The sequence below is a fragment of the Vibrio sp. M260118 genome (assembly GCF_036533755.1).
Taxonomy (GTDB): Bacteria; Pseudomonadota; Gammaproteobacteria; order Enterobacterales; family Vibrionaceae; genus Vibrio.
Genome location: NZ_JATABG010000511.1, coordinates 1 through 1,940, shown reverse-complemented (window position 1 = coordinate 1,940; position 1,940 = coordinate 1). Strand labels below are relative to the sequence as shown.

The 1,940-nt window shown below is 44.6% G+C and carries 3 protein-coding genes and 1 pseudogene; all 4 read right to left on the bottom strand.

Annotation, left to right across the window (positions count from 1 at the left end):
• Positions 1–574: pseudogene (gene traF / locus QTO00_RS18995) on the bottom strand (conjugal transfer protein TraF); the annotation flags it as partial.
• Between the two features lie 85 nt (positions 575–659).
• Entirely contained in the window at positions 660–962 is a 303-nt protein-coding gene (locus tag QTO00_RS18990; protein WP_331426147.1) for a GIY-YIG nuclease family protein, read from the bottom strand.
• Entirely contained in the window at positions 962–1,612 is a 651-nt protein-coding gene (locus QTO00_RS18985) for a YceH family protein (protein ID WP_331426146.1), read from the bottom strand. The genes QTO00_RS18990 and QTO00_RS18985 overlap by 1 nt, the downstream gene beginning before the upstream one ends.
• A gap of 41 nt (positions 1,613–1,653) precedes the next feature.
• Positions 1,654–1,848: a hypothetical protein gene (locus tag QTO00_RS18980; protein ID WP_331426145.1), complete on the bottom strand. Its 195-nt coding sequence runs from the start codon at positions 1,846–1,848 to the stop codon at positions 1,654–1,656.
• Between the last annotated feature and the right edge of the window lie 92 nt (positions 1,849–1,940).

Below are 1,940 nucleotides of genomic sequence, written 5' to 3'. Positions count from 1 at the left end.
GCAAGGGCTATCCCATATTCGGTATAACCAAAGGCAATCATATCGACGTTTGATGACTCATACCGCGTTGTCACGTCTGTAGGATCGTCACCTAAATTCACGGCTATGTCCTGTACCGCTATTATTTCAGCATAGCCACGGGAGAAAAGTTAGCTGACAATGTTTTTATTGGAAAAGCCACAGCCAGGGCGGCACCGGCGGCGACCGACAGAGGTTTGTTATCTTCTAACTGAGTTAAATAATTGTTTATTTTGGCGGCTTGCTCGTTAGTGCCGCCTCCACTACTTTCAAACGCCTTAATCGCGTCCTGGAGTTCGTCAATCGTATCAATCGTTTCGTCGCTATCTCGAACTGTTGCCCCAATAGCCGGAATTAACAATCCAAAATCGTCTTCATCGCGATGAACTGCTACCAACGAAGGGTTATAGAAAGGAGCAAGAACGTAGTCTGAGCTAGTCACGCCCGTATTCCCCATGCCATTCCCTCTACCATCTGGGACGACCGTTGCCGCGAAAGTACCACTTACTGATACTAAAGAACTAGCCACTACTAATCTTTTTATTAATTGATTCATATCCATATCAACCTTTTTTATTACTCATATTCAAGGTTAATACAATTTGTGGAAACTGGAGGGAAACGGGCGAAATTAGTGCAAATTAGATAAGAGGAAACGAAACCTGCCCTGAAATAAGCTGTTCTTTTTTAAGTTTAGTTAGACGTTTAATTTGGTACTCAATTTTAGATGCTTCACTGCGACTTGTACCTGCAGGACAGTGCCACTCTAAAATGAGCGGCCCTTTTCCTTTCAGAGCTTTTGCCCCACCCCCCTGTTGGTGTTGCTCAAAGCGCCTTGTGACATCGGTGGTAATTCCGCAATAGAGAGCGTTGTTACGCATTCGTATCAAATAAACATACCATTGCGCATGCGTCGTTGATGTGGAATCTTGCACCTCTGACATTACTTAGTCAATTGCTCCACTAGTTCACGTAACTCAGCCAGTTCGAGTTTAACAGTAGCTAGTTCCGCTTCTAAGTGGTCAATTCTAGATTGGCTTGGCTGAGAGATAGGTGTTGCCGTAGCAAGAGCTTCTAGATCAACCTCTCCGCTAAACAGATGCATATAACGCGATTCGCGTTTACCAGCCTCTCGTGGCAACTTAACAACTAGCGGCCCCCCCTCCCTGTTAGCCATGGCCTCCAAAACCATTTCAAGCTCTTTAACGTCTGAAAACTCTGCAAGTCGGTTGGTGCGAGTACGCAATTCACCCGGGGTTTGAGCACCACGCAGAAGCAAGCAACACACTATACCTTTTTCTTGTTTGCTTAACTGTAAATCCCCAAACTCAGTATTGCAGAAACGGTGCTGAAACTTACTCGCACGGCTGTTAAATCCACTCTCATCACTAACTAGTCGACGGCCAATCAAAGCGCTTACAGCGTCTTGGACTTCAGCATCACTCAGGGACATCACAGGCTCGCGGTTACTTTTTTGGTTACAAGCAGTGGTTAAGCTGTTGAGCGTTAATGGATAGTAATCAGGGGTGGTGACCTCTTTCTCAATTAGACATCCTATTACTCGTGCTTCTATGGGGGACAGCTCGATATTCATAACATTTCCTTATTCTTATTAGCTCGACTAACCACTTCTATTTAGTGCTCACCGAGGATGGGAACTCTTTTAATATTGCCGTTCTCATCTATCATCACGATTTTACTACGGTTTAACTCTACTTCCGTGATCTCCTGACGAGCTCGTTCACTTCTGTATGCACTCGTTAACCGTTCGTTAGCTTGACACTCTAACTTTTGCGTTTGTTTGGATATGATGATTTGAGACCTTCTCATTGCGTTTTTCTGGCGATCGAATTATGACTGAATCATATCCTGAAGTTTGTGCGGTCTCAATTCCTGGCCAACAGATCGGTGATAAATTCGTC

Excerpts from the sequence above, each read along its gene's own strand:
- QTO00_RS18980 (WP_331426145.1), bottom strand. The coding sequence starts at position 1,848 with ATGAGAAGGTCTCAAATCATCATATCCAAACAAACGCAAAAGTTAGAG.
- QTO00_RS18990 (WP_331426147.1), bottom strand. The coding sequence starts at position 962 with ATGTCAGAGGTGCAAGATTCCACATCAACGACGCATGCGCAATGGTAT.
- QTO00_RS18985 (WP_331426146.1), bottom strand. The coding sequence starts at position 1,612 with ATGAATATCGAGCTGTCCCCCATAGAAGCACGAGTAATAGGATGTCTA.